The sequence below is a fragment of the Micromonospora sp. WMMA1996 genome (genome assembly GCF_002573675.1).
Classification (GTDB): domain Bacteria; phylum Actinomycetota; class Actinomycetes; order Mycobacteriales; family Micromonosporaceae; genus Micromonospora; species Micromonospora sediminicola.
Window position 1 is genome coordinate 349,180 of the sequence record NZ_PDHU01000001.1, and the last position, 18,657, is coordinate 367,836.

The window sequence follows — 18,657 nt, forward strand, 5'->3', positions numbered from 1 at the left end:
ACAATTCGTGGGATGTCCACGGTGGCCTTCCGCCGACTCGCCGACGACTCGCGGGTTACCGTGACCGCCATGGCGAATCCCGCGCTCACCGCCCTCGACGCCGCCGGCCTGCCGTACCGGGTGATCCGGCACGGGCCGGTGGCGAGCCTCGCCGAGGCGGCCGCGGCGCGCGGCGTCGAGGTGCCCGACGTGGTCAAGACGATCGTGGTGCGCCGGGGCGAGGGCGACCACCTGTTCGTGCTGACCCCCGGCGGCCGGGTCGTCTCCTGGCCGAAGCTGCGCGCCCTGCTCGGGGTGAGCCGGCTGTCGCTGCCCGACGCCGACGCGGCGAAGGAAGCGACCGGCTACGCGCGCGGCACCATCACGCCGTTCGGGTCGCGCACCGCCTGGCCGGTCGTCGCCGACGAGCGGCTGCGCGGCCGGGAGATCACGCTCGGCGCGGGCGAGCACGGGACGGCCGTGGCGCTGGACGCCGACGCCGCGCTGACCGCGCTCGACGCGACCGTCGCCGACGTCACCGATCCGGAACCGACCCGCTGAGCGGTGGCCGGCGGGCGGCCACCGGCATAGCGTGGAGGACATGCCGAAAGCCGTCTGGAACGACCTCGTCGTCGCGGAGAGCGACGACACCGTGCTGGTCGAGGGCAACCACTACTTCCCCCGCGCGGCCCTGCGCGACGACCTGATCCGCGAGTCGGACACCCACACGGTCTGCCCGTGGAAGGGCACCGCCTCCTACTACACGCTGGAACACGGCGGCGCCACCAGCGCCGACGCGGTCTGGTACTACCCGGACCCGAAGCCGGACGCCGAGATGGTGCGCGACCGGGTGGCGTTCTGGAAGGACGTCCGGGTCGTCGACTGAGTCACCGTGCCGCCGGGGCGACTGGCCCCGGCGGCCCCCGGTGGGTCAGGATGCCCCCATGGCCGACCCGCACACCGACCCGTCCGGCACCGTCTACGGCGCCCGCCGCGCCCGCGGCGTCCGGCTGCCGCAGGACCCGTTGATGCGGATCGCGCTGGGCGTCGCCACGGTCGGCGTACTCCTGGGGGTCTTCTTCGCCACCGGCGTGCTCGGCGGCGGCGACGGCCGACCGGTGGTGCCCGCGGCGGCCGTGCCGACCCCGGCGGCGGCCGAGCCGACGTCGGCCGCGCCCACGACGGCGGCCGCGCCCACCCCGACGTCCGCGTCGCCGAGCGCCGCGCCGACCACCCCGGCCGCGCCGGTGGCCACCCCGAAGGTGATCCGGGGCGTGCCGTCCGGGCGCTGCCTGGGCGTGACCGGCGACGATCCGGAGGGCGCGCAGGCCGCGCTGGCCGACTGCACCGGCGGCCCGGAGCAGCAGTGGGTGGTGACCCCGGTCGCCGCCGACACCTACCTGCTGGTCAACGCGGCCAGCGGCAAGTGCCTCGACGTCAACGAGGCGAGCACCGACGACGGCGCCGACATCCAGCAGTGGTCCTGCAACGGGCAGGCCAACCAGCAGTGGAAGGCCAACCCGACCGGCGCCGGGCCGGTGCTGCTGGTCGCCGTGCACAGCGGCAAGTGCGCCCAGGTCGACGACGCGGGCACCGAGCCCGGCCGGGAGCTGGAGCAGGCGCCGTGCGGCGGCGCCCCCGAGCAGCAGTGGGCGGTCGGCTGACCGGTCAGCCCCGGTAGCTCCAGGCCCGCCGGCCGGCCACCACGGGCAGGACGAACGTGGGCTCCTCGGCGGCGCGCCGGCGCAGCAGCAGGGACAGCCCGGCCGCGCCGATCGACAACGCGCCGGCCACGTACCAGGCGAGCGCGTAGTCGCCGAGCCGGTCCCGGACCAGGCCGGCGCCGGTCGCGGCGAGCGCGGCGCCGACCTGGTGGGCGGCGAACACCCAGCCGAAGACCACCGCCCCGGACGCGCCGAACCACTCCCGGCACAGCGCGACCGTCGGCGGCACGGTGGCCACCCAGTCCAGCCCGTAGAAGACGATGAACACCAGCATGCTCGGCTCGGCCCGGCCGGCGAAGAGGCTCGGCAGCACCAGCAGCGACGCGCCGCGCAGCGCGTAGTAGGCGCCCAGCAGCAGCCGGCTGTCGACCCGGTCGGTGAGCCAGCCCGAGGCGACCGTACCGACGATGTCGAAGAGCCCGACCAGGGCGAGCAGGCCGGCGGCGGTGGTCTCCGGCATGCCGTGGTCGTGCGCGGCGGGCACGAAGTGCGTACCGACCAGCCCGTTCGTGGTCGCGCCGCAGATCGCGAAGCCGCCGGCGAGCAGCCAGAACGGCCGGGTCCGGGCGGCGGCGACGAGCGCGCCGACCGCCCGGGCCGCCGCGCCCCCCTCCGGCCGGGCCGGCGGCACGACCTCGGTGGCGCCGTAGGCGGGCCGGCCCAGGTCCGCCGGGTGCTCGCGCAGCAGCCAGACCACCAGGGGTACGACGGCGAGCGCGGCCCCGGCGACGACGAGTGCCGCCGTCCGCCAGCCGTGGTCGCGCACCAGCACCGCGACCAGCGGGAGGAACACCAGCTGCCCGGCTGCCCCGCCGGCGGTGAGCACACCGGTGACCAGGCCCCGGCGGCGGACGAACCAGCGGCCGGTGACCGTCGCCACGAAGGCCAGCGCCATCGAGCCGGTGCCCAGCCCGACGAGTACGCCCCAGCAGAGGATGAGCTGCCAGCTCTCGGTCATCACCACGGTCAGGCCGCTGCCGGCCGCCACCAGCACCAACGCGCCGGCCACCACCCGGCGGACGCCGAAGCGGTCCATCAACGCGGCGGCGAACGGGGCGGTGACGCCGTAGAGCAGCAGGTTGACCGAGACGGCGGCCGAGATGGTGGCCAGCGGCCAACCGAACTCGGCGTGCAGCGGGTGCAGCAGCACCCCGGGGGTGGCGCGGAAGCCGGCCGCGCCCACCAGGGCGACGAAGGCGACCGCGGCGACGAGCCAGGCCGGGTGCAGGCGGGATCGGATCACGCACCGAGTCTCGGCCGCCTCGACGCTCGGCGACGAGTGGCCGGAAAGCCATCGTGCGCAATAATCGGGCCATGTCCGTACCGCACCGCATCGCCGTCCTCGCCCTCGACGGCGTGGTCGCCCTCGACCTCGGCACCCCGGCCCAGGTCTTCGGCGCCGCCCGCGACGAGCACCGGAACCCGCTCTACGCGGTCGCCACCTGCACGCCCGGCGGCCGGCCGGTCCGCAGCACCGCCGGCTTCCAGGTGCTCCCCGACCACGGCCTGGAACTCCTCGAGACCGCCGACACCGTGATCGTTCCCGGCATCCACGCCGGTCCGCCGCTGCACGACGGCACGGTGGCCGCCGAGGTGGCCGACGCGCTGCGCGCCGCCCACGCCCGGGGCGCCCGGGTGATGTCCATCTGCACCGGCGCGTTCGTGCTCGCCGCCGCCGGGCTGCTCGACGGCCGCCCGGCCACCACCCACTGGGCGTACGCCTCCCGCTTCCGCGCCCTGCACCCGGCCGTACGGCTCGACCCCGACGTGCTCTTCGTCGACGACGGGCCGGTGCTCACCTCCGCCGGGGTGGCCGCCGGCGTCGACCTCTGCCTGCACGTGATCCGCACCGACCACGGCAGCGCGGTGGCCAACCGGGCGGCCCGGCGCTGCGTGGTGCCGCCGTGGCGGGAGGGCGGCCAGGCGCAGTACATCGAGCGGCCGGTGCCGAAGGCCACCGCGACCGGCACGGCCGCCACCCGGGAGTGGGCCCGGCAGCGGCTGCACGAGCCGGTCGCGCTGCGCGAGATGGCCGCGCACGCCCGGATGAGCGTCCGCACGTTCACCCGGCACTTCCGCTCGGAGACCGGGCTGAGCCCGGCGCAGTGGCTGCTCCAGCAGCGCACCGAACACGCGCGGGTGTTGCTGGAGAGCACCGACCTGAGCGTCGACCGGATCGCCCGCGACGCGGGTTTCGGCACCACCGCCGCCCTGCGCCAGCACTTCCACGCCCGGCTGGGCGTACCACCCACCGCCTACCGCCGCACCTTCCGCGCCCCCGACCAGCCCGAGCCCGCGCCTTTCGCCGATCTTGGAGTTGTGGCGCCTGAGAGGCCAGGCATGTCGGCTTTGTCAACCACCACGACTCCTTGATCGGCGTCGGTGGTCAGGCGGGATGGGGTTGGCGGCGGAGGGCGCGGAGCTGGGTCAGGTGCAGGGGAAGGTGGACCCGGATGTGCAGGTCGAGGGCGCGGCCCCAGGGAAGCGAATCGTCGACGTCGAGGTCGAAGCCCTCGCGCAGCACGGTCTCCACGGGTGTCTCGGCGGCCGGACCGAGCCGCTCGGCCAGCGCGCAGAGCTTCTGACTGGTGGCCCGCAGCAAAGTGGCGAGCCCGTCCAGCCCGCCGCACTCGGACACCAGCGCGTCGAGTTGCGGCCGGTGGATGGTGTCCAGGTCGTAGTACGCGAACGGTGAGCCGGCCAGGACCGCCTCGGTCGCCTCGCTCATCAGCTCGTCGTTGGCGGCGAGGTGCGCGACGATCTGCTCGGCGCTCAACTGGCCCTCCGGCGGCGGCCCGAACCCGCCCGCGTCCACCTCCGCGAGCACCTGGTCGTACGCCCGCCGCAACTCCGCGGCGTCCACCTCGTCCATGCCCCGCATCCAACCCCCGCCCCCGCCTGCCACGCCCCGGCTACCCGGCCCGGTTCACCCGGACGGGTTCCGGAGACGCGCGAAAGGCCGGCACCCCGGGTTCGGGGGTGCCGGCCTTTCGCGTTGGTCTTACTTGGTCCAGTGCTCGGCCACGATGTCGGTGGCCTGCTTCTCCCACTGCGCGTACGCATCCGGGTACGCGGAGACCTGCACGGTCTGCGCGGCCTCGGTCAGAGGCATCTTCTCCCAGCCGTCGACCTGCTTCAGACCCTTGAGGAACGCCAGGGTCGAGTACTCGGGGTCGGTGATCTGCTCCGGCGTGCCCCAACCCGAGGAGGGGCGCTGCTGGAACAGACCCAGCGAGTCATGGTCATTCTTGTCGCCGAGGTGCCCGAGGTTCTCCAGCTTCGACTCCTGCAGGGCGGTGGCGATCGAGATGACCGCGGCCCGCTCGGGCAGGCCGGCCTTCTTCGTGGCGGCGATGATCGCCTTGGCGTTGGCGGTCTGCTCGTCGTTCAGGGTGATGCGGGACTGCTCGCCCTGCACGGTGGCGACCGCGACGGGCTTACCAGCGGCGTGGGCGGGGGTGTCGGTGTGGGCGGCGATCGGACCGGCGAACACGCCACCGGTGAAGGCCAGACCAGCGATACCGAGGATGCTCTTGCGCAGGATCGTGTTCATGAGGAGGGCTCCATTCGGGGGTCAACACACCCGGGGGGGTGTGGGCACCGTCAGGCGCGCGAGAAGTCTTGAAGGGGGATCCGGCTGGCTCGTGAGGGCTGGGGGCCGGCTCACGGGGGCCGGGGTGTCCGGCTGGCTCGCGGGGCGGGGGGCCTGCACGCGGCGCCGGGATGATGTGTAACGACCGGCGGCCTGCCGTCATTCCGCCGGGGGCGGGGGCGGCTCGGGGGGTGTTCGCCTGCTCGGTCGTTCACCCGTCTACAACGCCGCCCCGCCCACGGCGATTCCGCGCCCAGGGTGCCGCCCACCACCACCGAACCGGACACCCCACTCGCATCCCAGGCCTCGCGGGTGGAAACCACGGGCGCACCCTGAGCCCCACAGTCAACCGTCTCGTTCCACCCACCCGCAGGCCGACACATTGCCCCACCCGAGCCGCGCAACATGCGGAAGACGACGCGCCAGGAAGCCCGACCACTGTCAGTAGCCAGTCGGCAGGCCGAGCAGTCGCAAGACCGATATACCGCTGAGTCATATTCATGACCCAGCGGTATATCGCGCAGAAGTGATGTGCCGCTGGGTCGCCCGGGCCATCGATGAAGGAGTCGACATGCGGCCCCGGAGGCAAGCCGCAAACTCCTTGATCAACCCGTCGAGCGGGGCGCAAAGACAAGGGCGGGAGGGGCGCATGGACTGCCGCGACAGGCGCCGTGCGGGGCGGCGACCACCCTCAACCGAGGGACGGGGAGCGGCCGCCTCGACGCCGAGGGCGCGGGGGCGCGGGGTCGCGGCGGGAGCGGGTCAGCGGCGGCCGTGGCGGGCGCGCAGATAGTCGGAGACCACGTACTCGCCGAGATCGTCGAGGTCGGGCGTGAACATCCGGCCCCTCGACCGCCGCGCCACCGCGTCCACGAACCGGCGCAGCCCGGGGTCGTCCCCGAGCATGAACAGGTTGAGCGCGACGCCGTACCGGGTCAGCTTGTCCACCTCGCGGATCGTCGCCGTGATGGTCTCCGGCAGCGGCGGCCAGTGGAAGTACGCCTCGCCGTCCTCCGGGTCCAGGTGGGCGGTGGGTTCGCCGTCGGTGACCACGAGCACCACCGGCTCGGCGCCCGGGTGGCGGCGCAGGTGCCGGCCGGCCAGCCGCAGCGCGTGCTGCAGGTTGGTGCCCTGCTGCATGTCCGGCTCCACCGCGGCCAACTCCTGCTGGGTCAGCGGCATCGCCTCCCGCCCGAAGCCCACGATCTGCAACGCGTCCTGCGGGAACCGGGTCGCCATCAGGTGGGACAGGGCCAGCGCCGTCTGCTTCATCGGCCCCCAGCGCCCCTGGGAGATCATCGAGTACGACAGGTCGACGCAGAGCACCACCGCGGCGGACGCCCGGCGCTCGGTCTCCATCACCTCGAAGTCCTCGACCGCGAGCTGCACCGGCACCCCGGTGCCGGATCGGCGGACCGCGCGGGTGAGCGTGCGCACCACGTCCAGCGGCTGCTCGTCGCCGTACTCCCAGGGGCGGGAGCCGCCGCTCACCTCGCCGGCGGCACCGGCCGAGCGCAGGTCGTGCTGGCCGCGCGGGCCGGCCGTCAGGTCGGCGAAGACGCGGCGCAGCGCGGTGCCGGCCAGCCGGCGCAACGCCTTCGGGCTGAGCGTCAGCCCCTCCGCGTCCCGGGTGACCCAGCCCTGGCGGCGCAGTTCCCGCTCCAGCTCGCGCAGCCGGCGTACGTCGTCGGCGGCCTCCCGGCCGAGCGTCCGGGCGACCGCCTCGACGTCGACGTCGTCCAGGGTGGCGCCCGGCTGGTCCTGGTCGAGGGAGTCCAGCAGCTCGTCGAGTTCGGCGATCTCGTCGAGCGCGCCGGCGGCCTCGCCGTACCCGAGGGGCTGGTCGCCCCGGACCCGCTCGCCGCGCCGCCAGTTCAGGTCGGGGCGCAACGACCGCAGGTGCTCGTCGAGCTGGGACAGCTCACCGGCGAGCCGGTCGCCGAGGGACTGGCGCATCAGCCCGGCCAACTCCTCGCGCTGCCGGTCCGACAGCGACCGCATCAGCCGCTCCCCCGCCGCCGCCCGGCGGGCCAGCACGTCGACCAGCTCGTCGACGTCGCGCGGGCTCTCCGGGAAGAACTCCCCGTGCCGGCGCATGAACTCGGCGAACGCGTCGGTGGTGTCCTCCGAGCGGGCGTGCCGGGCGAGCAGGTCGTTGAGGTCGCGCATCATCTCGGCGAGCTGCCGCTGGGCGGCCGGGTCGGCGGCGGCCCGCGCCGCGTCGCGCAGGCCGGCGAAGCGCTGTTCCAGCACCTCGCCGCGCAGCCCGTCGAGGATCCGCTGGTAGGTCTGCCGCGCCTCGGCGCTGGCCCACTCGTACCCCTCCAGCTCGGCCACCGCGCGGGCGGTGGAGCCGGGCAGGTTGTCCAGGACCGCCTCGGCGAACCGCGCGTCGTCGCCGTCACGACCGCGCAGCTCGTCGCGTTCCGCGGCGATCGCCTGGTCGAGCAGGGCCCGGGCCCGGGTCACCGCGCCGTCCAGGTCGCCCCGGCGCAACGCCTCCCGGCGCAGCCGGCGGGCCCGGGCGGCCAGGTCGTCTAGGCCGCCGCGCCCCTGCGGGCCGCGCCGCAGCAGCTCGCGCAGCGACTCCCGCAGGCTGCCGCCGGCCAGGACCTCCGCGCCGACCGCGTCCACCGCGGCGCGCACGTCGTACGGCGGGGCGAGCGGGTCGGGCCCGCCACGCCACTGGCCGTACCGGAACCGGTTGCCGGCCACGGTCAGCCCCGGCCGCCGTAGACGGTGCGCCCGGACTCGGTGACGTCCTTGCCCAGCCGGCGGGTCAAGTGCAGCCCTTCGAGGACGAACTCGATGCCGGCGGCCGCCTCCTCCGGGCTGGGCGCGTCGCCGAGGCCGAGCCGGTCCAGCACCTTGGCCAGCCCGGGCACGGTGCCGACCTGGCGCAGCAGCTCGGCCGAGGAGACCAGCTCCCCGGTCTCGACCACCTCGCCCTCGGCCACCAGCGCGGTGAAGCCGGACAGGTCCAGCCCGGCCAGCCGGGCCCGGAACGTCTCGGCGGTGGCGGTACGCAGCAGGTGCCCGAGCACCTCGGTCTCGCGTCCCTCCTCGCCGCTCTCGAACTCGACCTTCCCGCGCAGCGTGGACGTCACCGACACCGCGTCGCCGACCCGCGCGACGGGCGCCTCGGCCCGGTCGGCGGGGGCGCCGGCGAGCAGGCCGGAGCGGCGCAGCGCGGAGGCGGCGACGGTCTCCGCGGCGGCGATGGCGAACCGGGCGGAGACGCCGGAGCGCGGGTCCACCGAGGGCGACTCCCGCACCGCGCGGGCGAACCGGGCCAGCACCTCCAGCACGTGCTCCGGCACGGCGGCGACCAGGTCGGCCTCCTGCCGGATCAGCGCCAGCTCCAGCTCCAGGTCGAGCGGGTAGTGGGTGCGGATCTCGGCGCCGAAGCGGTCCTTGAGCGGGGTGATGATCCGGCCCCGGTTGGTGTAGTCCTCCGGGTTGGCGCTGGCCACCAGCAGCAGGTCCAACGGCAGCCGCAGCTGGTAGCCGCGGACCTGGATGTCCCGTTCCTCCAGCACGTTGAGCAGCGCCACCTGGATCCGCTCGGCCAGGTCGGGCAGCTCGTTGACGGCGAAGACACCCCGGTTGGTGCGCGGCACCAACCCGAAGTGGATGGTCTCCGGGTCGCCGAGGGTGCGCCCCTGGGCGAGCCGGACCGGGTCGACGTCGCCGATCAGGTCGCCGACGCTGGTGTCCGGCGTCGCGAGCTTCTCGCCGTAGCGCATCGAGCGGTGCAGCCAGCCGATCGGCAGGTCGTCGCCGGCGGAGTCGACGAGCGCGCGGGACGCCGGGGTGAGCGGGTGCATCGGGTGCTCGTTGAGCACCGAGCCGGGGATCACCGGGGTCCACTCGTCGAGCAGCGCGCCGAGCGCGCGGATCAGTCGGGTCTTGCCCTGCCCGCGTTCGCCGAGCAGCACCATGTCGTGGCCGGCGAGCAGCGCGCGCTCGACCTCGGGCAGCACCGTGTCCTGGTAGCCCACGATGCCGGGGAAGCGGTCCTCGCCGGCGCGCATCCGGGTGAGGAGGTTGTCGCGGATCTCCTGCTTGACCGTGCGGTACTGGTGGCCGGTCGCGCGCAACGCGCCGAGCGTGCCGGGCAGCTCGGCGGGCGGGACCGGGGAAACCTGGTTGGGAGCGGTCACCCGACCCACGCTAGCTCAGAATTCCCGCACCGCCCGGTGGTCGGTCCCGCCCCGTGACCGGGACCGACCACCGGGGGCGTTCAGGCCCGCCGCCGCAGCTGGTACGCGTACGCGGCGGCGGCCAGGGCGACCGCCCAGACCGGCCAGAGCGCCATCGGCAGGGCGGCGGAGTTGCCGTCGCGGATCAGGTCGGCGAACTCCGGCGCGGCGAGCAGATCGAGGCTGGCCGCCAGCACGGCGAGGGCGACCAGCCCGGCCGGGACGACGGCGAGGAGCACCGGCACCGGGCGGCCGGCCAGACCGGGCAGCCAGCGCGGGAACCGCTCGCCCCAGCGGGCCACCAGTCCCAGCGTGAGCACCGCGCCGACCACGGCGAACGCGCCCAGCCCGGCACCCGCCCAGACCGCGCCGTCGGCGCGCATCTCGGCGAGGGTCTCCCGGGTCATGCCGAGCGGGACGTCGAACAGCCAGGCGAAGCGGGTGAGCGCGTAGAGCACCGGGACCACGGCGGCGGTCCACGCCGCCCACCGTCCCCAGCGGGCGGCCGAGGCGGGCGTGGTCCACGCCGGCGCCGGCCCGTCGGCGACCCGCCGCCGCCAGCGCACCAGCGCGCCGGCCAGCAGCATCCCGCCGGCCAGGGCGGCGAAGCGGGCGAACAGCGGCCAGGTGAAGAGCTCGGCGTAGTCCACCGGCGGCCAGCCGAACGGCGCGCCGATGATCAGCATCGGCGCGTAGCCGAGCAGGGCCAGCACCCGCATCCCGGGCACCACCACCGCCAACGCGAGCGCGACGGTCGCCGCGTACCCGGTGATCAGGGCGCGCAGCGGACGGGACGGGCGGATGCTCGTGCCGGTCATGGCCAGGGCGGCGACCGCGGCGGTCAGCAGCACCGCCGCGAACAGCGGCGGGCCGACGGAGACCGGCACCAGTCGGAGCAGGCCGGCGGCGTCGCCGCCGTGCGGGTCGTTCGCGCCGAACGGGTAGCCGGCGCCGGTCAGCGTGGACACCAGGGCGAGCACGCCCCAGCCGCCGAGCCAGGCGGCGGCGAGCGGAGCGACCGGGTCGAGTCGATCACGAAGTGGCAGGTTCATGCGTCTCAGCCTCGGCCGGACGGCCACCGGAACCCTCCCGCGCCGGGGTGGACCCGCTCCCCCGTGGGAGGGACCGGGTCAGCCGGCCGGGACGACGAACCCGGACTCGTAGGCGGCGACGACCGCCTGCGTCCGGTCCCGCACCCCGAGCTTGGCCAGCACGTTCCCGACGTGTGTCTTCACCGTCTCGACGCCGACCACCAGGCGGGCGGCGATCTCCGGATTGGACAGCCCGGCCGCCATCAGCCGCAGCACCTCGGCTTCCCGGTCGGTCAGCCGCGCGGCGTGCAGCCGGTCCCCGCCGCGCCGCCCGTACGCGCCGACGAGCTGCCGGATCGCGGCCGGGAAGAGCAGCGACTCGCCGGCCGCCACCACCCGGATCGCCTCCACCACCTCGGCCGGCCGGGCCCGTTTGAGCAGGAAGCCGCTCGCCCCGGCGCGCAGCGCCTCGTAGACGTACTCGTCGTTGGCGAACGTGGTGACCACCAGCACCCGGGGCGGGTCGGCGGAGGCGGCGAGCAGCCGGCGGGTGGCCTGGATGCCGTCGATGGCCGGCATCCGCACGTCCATCAGCACCACGGCCGGGCGCAGCTTCGCCACCAGCGGCGGCACCTCGGCCCCGTCCGCCGCCTCGCCGACGACGCGCAGGTCCGCCTGCGCGTCCACGATGGCCCGCAGGCCGACCCGGATCAGCTCGTCGTCGTCGACGATCAGCACGTCGATGGTCACCCGGGCTCCTCCCTGGGCGCGGGCAGGGTGGCCCGGACCCGCCAGCGGTCGCCGCGCGGGCCGGCGTCGAGGTGCCCGCCGAGCAGCAGCACCCGCTCCCGCATGCCGTCCAGCCCGCGCCCGCCGCCGGTCGGCCCGGTGGTGCCACGCACGGCGTTGACCAGCTCGATCTCCAACCCCTGCGGGGGTACGGCGACCCGCAGCGTGACCGGTCCCCGGCCGTGCCGGGCGGCGTTGGTCAGCCCTTCCTGGATGATCCGGTAGCCCTCGCGGGACACCACGGCGGGCAGCGCGTCCAGCGCCCCGTCGACCCTGGACTCGACGACCAGCCCGGCGGCCCGGGCGGCGGCGACCAGCCGGTCCAGCCCGACCAGCGTGGGTTGCGGGGCGTTCGGCGCGGGCGTCGGCCCGGCGTCGGTCTCGCGGAGCAGCCCGAGCACGTGGTCGAGGTCATCCATGGCCCGGCGGCTGGTCTCCTCGATGGCCCGCAGCGCCCGCCGGCTGAACTCGGGGTCGCTGTCGAGCAGTTCCCGGGCGGCGCCGGCCTGGAGTGTCGCCACGGTCAGCGCGTGCCCGACCGAGTCGTGCAGCTCCCGGGCCAGCCGGTTGCGTTCGGCCAGGCGGACCGCGCGGGCCTCCAGCGCGGCGATCCGCTCGGCCTGGGCGGGGCCGAGCAGCACCGGGGCCATCGAGGCGGCGAGCGCGCCCAACCCGGCCACCGCGTAGCCGAGCGCGACCAGCACGGCGGCGCCGGCCAGGCCGGCGGTCACCGGGCGGGCCGGGTCGAACGGGCCGAGCGGCTCGTCCGACACCGCGCCGACGTCGAGCCCGGCCAGGCCGGCGACGAAGACCAGCGCCATCGGGAACGCGCTGATCGCGGCGAACAGCACCACCGCGCCGGTGGCCAGGTGCAGCGCGATCCAGAGCGCGGCGCGCAGCCGGGTCTCCCGGTCGATCCGGTGGCCGGGGGCGGGTTCCGGCAGGTCGACCGCGAGCAGCGCGCGGGCGGCGGCGATCTCCAGTGCCCGGCTGCCGGCCAGGAACACCGGCACCACCGCGAGCCCGACGCCGACCAGCAGCAGCCCGACGCCGGGTGGACGCGGCACCCCGCTGCTGGTCAGCATCTGGGCGAACGCCACCGCCAGCAGCGCGTACGGCAGCGCGAGCACGCCGCCGAGCAGCAGGAACACGGCGCGCCGCCAGGTGCTGCCGCGCACCAGCGGCGCGAGGACACCCCGGACCGTCACCGGGTCATTGTCCCGCCGCCGGCCGGCCCGCGACTCCCCCACGCCGGGGAGTTGTCCTCAGCGGTGGTCGCGGACGTAGGCCTCCGGGTCCTTGTCGTGGAAGCGCAGGTTCCGACCGTTCTTGTGCTCGCCGTAGAAGGTGAGCCACCGTGCCCCCAGCTCGGCCCGCAGTTCCACGCTCGCGTGCCGGCGGAAGTCGGGCAGCGCCTCGTCCTCCTCCTCGGCCAGGTGCTCGCTGTTCTCCTTGCGGGCCGTGCCCACCGCCGCCCACCAGGCGTCCGAGCCGACCTCGTGCCGCTTCGACTCGGCGACCGCGTCACGGATCTTGTTGTGGTCGCCGATGGCGTCGGCGGTCTCGTCCTCGCCGTCGTCGCCGTGCTTGACCAGGTGCGGGTAGAGGATCGCCTCCTCCGCCTCGGCGTGGATGTCCAGGTGCAGGGCGAGCGCCTCCCAGATCGCCAGCATCTCGGCCGGGTCGCGGGCGTCGTCGAGCCGGGCGAAGCCGCGCCGGAAGGCGGCGTGGTCGTCCAGGATCAGTGCGGTGATGTCGTCCATGCGGTCACTTCCCCAGTCGAGCGCGGATCATCTTCGGTACGGCGGCCAGGCCGGTGACCGGGCGGAACGCGCGCGCGGCGGTGGCCAGCGCGGCGTACTCGTCGTCGGTCAGGTCGATCTCGGCGGCGGCCGCGTTGCGTTCCATCTGCTCCACTCCGGACGCGCCCGGGATGGCGACCACGTTCGGGTGCCGCAGCACGTACGCCAGCGCGATCTGGCTCGGCGTGGCGTCGTGCGCGTCGGCCACCTCGCGCAGCGTGGCGATCAGCTCGGTGCCGCGTTCCAGGTTCTCCGGCAGGAAGTACGGGTTGGCCCGGCGCACCGCCCCGGCCGGCGGGTTGGTGGCGTCGTAGCGGCCGGAGAGGAAGCCCTGGGCCAACGGGCTGTACGCGATGACAATCCGGCCGGCCTGCTCCGCGTACGGGATCAGGTCCTCCTCGGGGCCGCGGTCGATCATGCTGTAGCGGACCTGGTTGCTCAGCACCCGGCGGCCCAGCGCGGCCTCGGCGAACCGCCACCGGCGCAGGTCGTAGTTGCTGACGCCCACCTCGCCGACCAGGCCGACGTCCTGGAGCGTGCGCATGCCGCTCATGGTGGTGGTGTCGGCGACCACCGGGTTGGGCTGGTGCACCTGGTAGAGGTCGATGCCGTCGACGCCGAGCCGGGCGGCGGAGGCGACCGCCCGCTGCTGCACCACCGGGGCGACCGGGAGCAGCGGGAAGACCTTGCTGGCCACCACGACCTTCGCCCGGTCGTCGCCGAGCGCGGCGCCGAGGATCCGCTCGCTGCGGCCGAAGCCGTAGAGCTCGGCGGTGTCGAAGAGGGTGACCCCGAGGTCGAGCGCCCGCCGCACGATCTCGGCCGCCCGGCGCTCGTAGTCGGGGCCGTAGCCCCACTCGCGGGAGCCGAACTGCCACGTGCCGAGGCCGATCCTGGAGATGGGCTTGGGGGTGTCGAGCCGCACGAAACGCATGGATCCGACGCTACCCGCGCCACCGTGACCGCACGCCTGTTCGCCGGTGGCGGCAGAATGATCAGGTGACCTACCTCGCCAGCGACGACCGTTACGAATCGATGCGCTACCGGCGCAGCGGCCGCAGTGGGCTCCGGCTGCCCGTCATCTCCCTCGGCCTGTGGCACAACTTCGGGCCGGACCGGCCCTTCGAGCGGCAGCGCGACATCGTCCGCCGCGCGTTCGACCTCGGCATCACCCACTTCGACCTGGCCAACAACTACGGCCCGCCGCCGGGGTCGGCGGAGGAGAACTTCGGTCGGCTGCTCGCCACCGACCTGAGGCCCTACCGCGACGAACTGGTCGTCTCCACCAAGGCCGGCTATCTGATGTGGCCCGGCCCGTACGGCGAGTGGGGCTCGCGCAAGTATCTGATCTCGTCGCTGGACCAGTCGCTGCGCCGGATGGGCCTGGACCACGTCGACATCTTCTACTCGCACCGGTTCGACCCGGACACCCCGCTGGAGGAGACGATGGGCGCGCTGGACGCCGTCGTCCGGTCCGGCAAGGCGCTCTACGTCGGCATCTCCAACTACGACTCGGAACAGACCGCCCGGGCCGCCGAGATCCTCCGTGACCTGGGCACCCCGCTGCTGATCAACCAGCCGTCGTACTCGATGCTCAACCGCTGGACCGAGTCCGACGGCCTGCTCGACACGCTGGAGCAGGTGGGCGCCGGCTGCATCGCCTACAGCCCGCTGGCCCAGGGCCTGCTCACCGACCGCTACCTGGGCGGCATCCCGGCCGACTCGCGCGTGCGGACCAGCGTGTTCCTCAACGAGAGCGACCTGGACGAGGCGCGGATGGCGACCGTCCGCGGGCTCGCCGCGGTGGCCGAGCGGCGGGGCCAGACCCTGGCCCAGCTCGCCCTGACGTGGGCGCTGCGGGACCCGCGGATGACGAGCCTCATCGTCGGCGCGAGCAGCGTCGCCCAGCTGGAGGGCAACGTCGCCGCGCTGGACAACCTCGACCTGGCCGGCGAGGACCTGGCCGAGATCGAGCAGCTGCTCGACTGAGGCTCACCAGATCCGGCGCCGCCCGGCGCGGTGGTTGCGCACCCCGCACGGCCGCCCGGGCGGCGGGCCGCCGGCCCGTCGCAGCCGCAGGCCGACCACTGTCGCCAGCAGCGCGGTGACCACCGCCGCCGCGCCGATGACCAGCGGCCGGGAGAGCGGGCCGGTGTCGGTCACCGCCGCCACCGGCACCCCCGCCGCCGGCTCGTCGCCGGTCGCCGGCACGGCGAGGGTACGCGGGGCCGCCGCGCTCGCCGACGGCTTGCTCCTGCTCCCGGAGCCACTCGCGGCGGCCCGGAAGATCACGTCGGAGCAGGAGTAGTAGGTGTCCTGGGTGCTCGAGTTCTGCCAGATCACGTAGATCAGGTGCCGGCCCGTGCGCCCGGTCGGCAACCGTCCCGGCATCTCGTACGCGCCGGCCCGGATCGGCGGGTCGGTGACCTCCAGGAACGGCTTCTCCTCGACGTCGGCCCAGGTCAGACGCCGGTCCGGGGCGTACGACCGGGTGGTCACGTAGAACCGGAACGTGCCCTCGTGCGGGATGGTGGTGCGATAGCGGAACGTGTGCCGGGCCCCGGCCGTGAGCGTGGTGGCGGGCCAGTCGCTGCGCGGCAGGTCCAGTCCCCGGTACGCGGAGAGCCCGCCACTGCACAGCTCCCCGTCCGGGATGCGTTCCCGGTCCCGCCCGTCGATCCGGGCCACCCGGATGTTGTCCCACTCGCGTACCGCCGCGCCGGCGGCGATCGCGGCGCGGCAGGCCGGTGTCTGTGCCCGGCCGCCCTCCGGACCGCAGGCCGCCGCCCGGCTCATCGGGCTGGTCGGCGCCCCGTGGGCGCTCGCCGGCACGGCGGTGGACAGCAGCGTCGCGGCGACGGCGGCGAGCGCGGCGAGCGCGCGACGTGTGTCCATGTGATCGACCTCCCGCGCACTGGTACGGGCGGGAGGCGGCAAAGGTTCGATCCGCGTCGACGCCCCGACCGGTCAGGCTCGGCTGGCCGAACGGACAATCGGGGCGGCAGCGCGGCCGGGTTGGGCCCTACAGTGACGACACCCTGTGATCAAGGAGCGAGCCTTGCCCGAGCCGGCACAGCCCCCCGAGCCGCCCCGCGCCGCCCCGGCGGACGGGTCACCGGCGGGCGTGGTCCCGTCCGCCCCCCAGCCGTACCTGCTGGTCCTGCCCACGATGGAGGGCGCGCCACCGCCGGTGCCGTGGCCCGGCGCGGAGGGGCAGCCCGCCTGGGCGATCCCGGTCACCGTGCCGGCCGGCACCCAGGGCTACGCGTTGTTCGTGCCGCTGGTCCCGGCGGCCGGTCAGCCGGCCACCGGCGTGCCCGCCCAGGCCGGTCCACCGACCGTCGAGGGCGCGACCGCGCCGACGCTCACCGCGCCGCCGTCCCGGGCGGGCGGGCAGTCAGCCGTCCCGGTCGCAACCGGCACGGCCGAGAGCGGGCGCACCGCCGGCGAGCCGAGCGGGAGCAGCCCGGCCGGGGCCGGCCCGACGTCCGGTGCGCCGAGCGCGGCCGACAGCCCGGCTGCGGCCGGTCCGGCCGACGGCGGCCCGGGCGACGATGGCCCGGGCGACGATGGCCCGGGTGACGATGGCCCGGGTGACGATGGCCCGGTCCTGGTCGCGGCGGACGCCGACCCGGCGCGTCGACCGGCGACGGCGACGTCCGGGGCCGCCACGGGCTCGAACACCACGGCATCGCCCCCGGCGGTCACGGCCGTGCGACCCTCCCCGTCCGCGGTGACCGCCGCCGGGCCGGCGGGACAGGCCGGGCCGCAGCCCGCGCCCGTCGGCGCCGGCACCACGGTGGCGCCGGCCGGCCCGCACCCGCCCGCCGCGCCGCCGTACCAGGACATGCGGCCCTGGGGCACCTACCCGCCGCCGCAGAGCTGGGCTCCCCGGCCCCGGGTTGCCCGCACGTCGTTCCTCGGCGCCCGGTGGCCCGGCCCGAAACCGGCCACCGGCCGGGCCGTGCCGCTCGCGGTGCTCGCCGGCGCGCTGGGCAGCGCGGTCTTCGTGCCGCTCGGCCGGGTCGGCATCGGTTGGTTCCTGGGCTGGCTGACGCTCACCGTCGCGGTGCTGCTCGCGGTCCGCGCGAAGACCGCCGAACTGCCCCGCGCCGACCGGCTGATCCGCCTCGGGTGGGCGGTGGCGGCCCTGGCCCTGATCGCCGTGCCGGCCGTCCGCAACGCCTGGTGGCTGGTGACGTTCTGCGTGCTCGGCGCGCTGGGCTGCGCCACGCTCGCGATCGCCGGCGGCCGGTTGGTCCGCTCGATCCTGTTCGGCCTCGTCGCCACGCCGTTCGCGGCGCTGCGTGGCCTGCCCTGGGTGCGCCGGCACGTCAGCGCCTCGCCGGAGGCGACGACGGTCCGCAAGGTCACCGTGTCGGTGGTCGCCACCCTGGTCGTGCTGGTGGTCTTCGGCAGCCTGCTCGCATCGGCCGACGCGGCGTTCTCCGAGGCGCTGGGCACGCTCGTGCCCGAGGTCGACCTCGGTACGGTCGTCGGCTGGCTCTTCCTCGCCGCGGTGGGTGGGCTGATCGCGGTCGCCGCCGTCTACACGCTGGCCGCACCGCCCGACCTGTCCACCGTGGACCGGGCGGGTGAGCGCCGGCTCGGCCTGCTGGAGTGGGCCCCGGCGATCGGGGCGCTGACGCTGCTCTTCGCCGGCTTCGTGGTGGTGCAGTTCACCGTGCTCTTCGGCGGCCAGCGACACGTGCAGAACGTCGCCGGGCTCAGCTACGCCGAGTACGCCCGCAGCGGCTTCTGGCAGCTGCTCTTCGTCACGCTGCTGACGGTGGCGGTGCTCGCCGGGGTGGGTCGCTGGGCCGGGCGGGAGCGGCCGGTCGAACGCGTCCTGCTGCGCGTGCTGCTCGGGCTGCTCAGCGCGCTCAGCGTGGTGATCGTGGTGTCCGCGCTGTCCCGGATGTGGACCTACCAGAAGGTCTACAGCTTCACCGGTGAGCGGATCTTCGTGATGGCGTTCGAGCTGCTGCTCGGCGCGGTCTTCCTGATGATCCTGGCGGCGGGCGTGCGCTGGCAGGGCCGGTGGATCCCCGGTGCCACCGTGGCGCTGGCCGTGGCGATGCTGCTCGGCCTGGCGGTGCTGAACCCGGAGGACTACGCCGCCCGGCGCAACACGCTCCGGTACGAGCAGACCGGCAAGATCGACGCCTGGTACCTGCGGGCGCTGTCCGCCGACGCCACACCCGCGCTCACCCGGCTGCCCGACCCGGTGCGCCGCTGCACGCTGAGCTGGATCGCCGACGAGCTCGACCAGCGCGACCCCTGGTACGCCTGGAACCTCGGCCGCCAGCGGGCCCGTCAGGCGTTGGACCGGGTCGGGCCGACGGCGGTCGGCGGGCCGAAGGACTGCCGCCGGGCGGACCAGTTCGACCTGCCGAAGACCCGCCGACCCCGCTGACGTCCCCGGTGGCCGGGCCGCGAACGCCGCGGCCCGGCCACCGGCACGGACCGGCTCGCCCGCGACCGTTCACCCGCCCCTCACCTCGCCGCCACGGCCGCCACCGTCGCCGCGCCTACCTT

General features: G+C 75.2%; 17 protein-coding genes. 6 read left to right on the forward strand and 11 right to left on the reverse strand.

The annotated features are described in order from the left end of the window. The first annotated feature begins 12 nt into the window (after positions 1-12). The 3 genes from COO58_RS01700 to COO58_RS01710 are packed head-to-tail and all read left to right on the forward strand — an operon-like array spanning position 13 to position 1,643. On the forward strand, positions 13-540 hold the full coding sequence (locus COO58_RS01700; RefSeq protein ID WP_091581455.1) for an aminoacyl-tRNA deacylase: 528 nt from the start codon (positions 13-15) through the stop codon (positions 538-540). 40 nt (positions 541-580) lie between these two features. After that, the gene (locus tag COO58_RS01705; RefSeq protein ID WP_091581459.1) at positions 581-865 is read left to right on the forward strand and encodes a DUF427 domain-containing protein; all 285 of its coding nucleotides are present in this window, start codon (positions 581-583) and stop codon (positions 863-865) included. A gap of 58 nt (positions 866-923) precedes the next feature. Further along, entirely contained in the window at positions 924-1,643 is a 720-nt protein-coding gene (locus COO58_RS01710) for an RICIN domain-containing protein (protein ID WP_091581464.1), read from the forward strand. A gap of 4 nt (positions 1,644-1,647) precedes the next feature. On the opposite strand, the gene COO58_RS01715 is transcribed toward COO58_RS01710, so the two are convergent. Continuing rightward, the gene (locus tag COO58_RS01715) at positions 1,648-2,946 is read right to left on the reverse strand and encodes an MFS transporter (RefSeq protein WP_098743567.1); all 1,299 of its coding nucleotides are present in this window, start codon (positions 2,944-2,946) and stop codon (positions 1,648-1,650) included. A 71-nt stretch (positions 2,947-3,017) separates the two neighbouring features. Here COO58_RS01715 and COO58_RS01720 point away from each other — a divergent pair, with 71 nt between their 5' ends. Further along, positions 3,018-4,076: a GlxA family transcriptional regulator gene (locus tag COO58_RS01720; protein ID WP_176558722.1), complete on the forward strand. Its 1,059-nt coding sequence runs from the start codon at positions 3,018-3,020 to the stop codon at positions 4,074-4,076. 13 nt (positions 4,077-4,089) lie between these two features. On the opposite strand, the gene COO58_RS01725 is transcribed toward COO58_RS01720, so the two are convergent. The 9 genes from COO58_RS01725 to COO58_RS01765 form a co-directional block, all read right to left on the reverse strand. Then, the gene (locus COO58_RS01725) at positions 4,090-4,566 is read right to left on the reverse strand and encodes a hypothetical protein (RefSeq protein WP_172968029.1); all 477 of its coding nucleotides are present in this window, start codon (positions 4,564-4,566) and stop codon (positions 4,090-4,092) included. 138 nt (positions 4,567-4,704) lie between these two features. Beyond that, on the reverse strand, positions 4,705-5,256 hold the full coding sequence (locus COO58_RS01730; RefSeq protein WP_098743570.1) for a hypothetical protein: 552 nt from the start codon (positions 5,254-5,256) through the stop codon (positions 4,705-4,707). 801 nt (positions 5,257-6,057) lie between these two features. Beyond that, positions 6,058-8,010: a VWA domain-containing protein gene (locus tag COO58_RS01735; protein WP_098743571.1), complete on the reverse strand. Its 1,953-nt coding sequence runs from the start codon at positions 8,008-8,010 to the stop codon at positions 6,058-6,060. A gap of 2 nt (positions 8,011-8,012) precedes the next feature. Beyond that, positions 8,013-9,467, reverse strand: coding sequence for a magnesium chelatase (locus COO58_RS01740; RefSeq protein WP_098743573.1), 1,455 nt, complete (start codon positions 9,465-9,467; stop codon positions 8,013-8,015). A 71-nt stretch (positions 9,468-9,538) separates the two neighbouring features. After that, positions 9,539-10,549 (reverse strand): hypothetical protein, encoded by a 1,011-nt coding sequence (locus COO58_RS01745; RefSeq protein WP_098743574.1) that lies wholly within the window; start codon positions 10,547-10,549, stop codon positions 9,539-9,541. A 78-nt stretch (positions 10,550-10,627) separates the two neighbouring features. Then, positions 10,628-11,278 (reverse strand): response regulator transcription factor, encoded by a 651-nt coding sequence (locus COO58_RS01750; protein ID WP_091581495.1) that lies wholly within the window; start codon positions 11,276-11,278, stop codon positions 10,628-10,630. Further along, entirely contained in the window at positions 11,275-12,525 is a 1,251-nt protein-coding gene (locus COO58_RS01755) for a sensor histidine kinase (RefSeq protein WP_098746037.1), read from the reverse strand. The genes COO58_RS01750 and COO58_RS01755 overlap by 4 nt, the downstream gene beginning before the upstream one ends. Before the next feature lie 57 nt (positions 12,526-12,582). Beyond that, a complete protein-coding gene (locus COO58_RS01760) occupies positions 12,583-13,080 on the reverse strand; it encodes a hemerythrin domain-containing protein (protein WP_091581503.1) in 498 nt (165 codons plus the stop codon). Positions 13,081-13,084: 4 nt separating this feature from the next. Continuing rightward, a complete protein-coding gene (locus COO58_RS01765; RefSeq protein WP_098743576.1) occupies positions 13,085-14,053 on the reverse strand; it encodes an aldo/keto reductase in 969 nt (322 codons plus the stop codon). A gap of 65 nt (positions 14,054-14,118) precedes the next feature. Here COO58_RS01765 and mgrA point away from each other — a divergent pair, with 65 nt between their 5' ends. Next, positions 14,119-15,108, forward strand: a complete 990-nt coding sequence (gene mgrA, locus COO58_RS01770; RefSeq protein WP_098743577.1) for an L-glyceraldehyde 3-phosphate reductase — start codon at positions 14,119-14,121, stop codon at positions 15,106-15,108. Between the two features lie 3 nt (positions 15,109-15,111). Here the strand turns inward: mgrA and COO58_RS01775 are convergent, their stop codons facing one another. Next, positions 15,112-16,014 carry a lytic polysaccharide monooxygenase gene (locus COO58_RS01775; protein ID WP_091581512.1) on the reverse strand — a complete coding sequence of 301 codons (903 nt, stop codon included), beginning with the start codon at positions 16,012-16,014 and terminating at the stop codon, positions 15,112-15,114. 163 nt (positions 16,015-16,177) lie between these two features. Here COO58_RS01775 and COO58_RS01780 point away from each other — a divergent pair, with 163 nt between their 5' ends. Continuing rightward, positions 16,178-18,535, forward strand: a complete 2,358-nt coding sequence (locus COO58_RS01780; protein WP_098746039.1) for a DUF4153 domain-containing protein — start codon at positions 16,178-16,180, stop codon at positions 18,533-18,535. Positions 18,536-18,657 lie beyond the last annotated feature (122 nt).